The organism is Streptococcus humanilactis (assembly GCF_019448275.1).
Taxonomy (GTDB): domain Bacteria; phylum Bacillota; class Bacilli; order Lactobacillales; family Streptococcaceae; genus Streptococcus; species Streptococcus humanilactis.
Window position 1 is genome coordinate 1 of record NZ_JAHXBZ010000046.1, and the last position, 227, is coordinate 227.

The window sequence follows — 227 nt, forward strand, 5'->3', positions numbered from 1 at the left end:
AAACCAGATGAGAAGGTTGTTGTTCAAGACAAATCCCACTTAACTCCAGAAGAGAAAAAACAAGTGGAAGATAAGGTCAAAGCGAAGAACCCAGGTAAGACTGTCACAGTAGGGGACGATGGAACTGCAACAGTTACCGATCCAAGCACTAAGATCAGTCATCCAATCGCAGGAAAAGACCTAGTTATCGAAGACTTCACCCCAGTGAAACCAGATGAGAAGGTTGT

At 44.1% G+C, this 227-nt stretch carries 1 pseudogene; it reads left to right on the forward strand.

Annotated elements, in window-relative coordinates:
- A pseudogene (locus KV696_RS09800) lies at nucleotides 1–227 on the forward strand (LEA family epithelial adhesin); the annotation flags it as partial.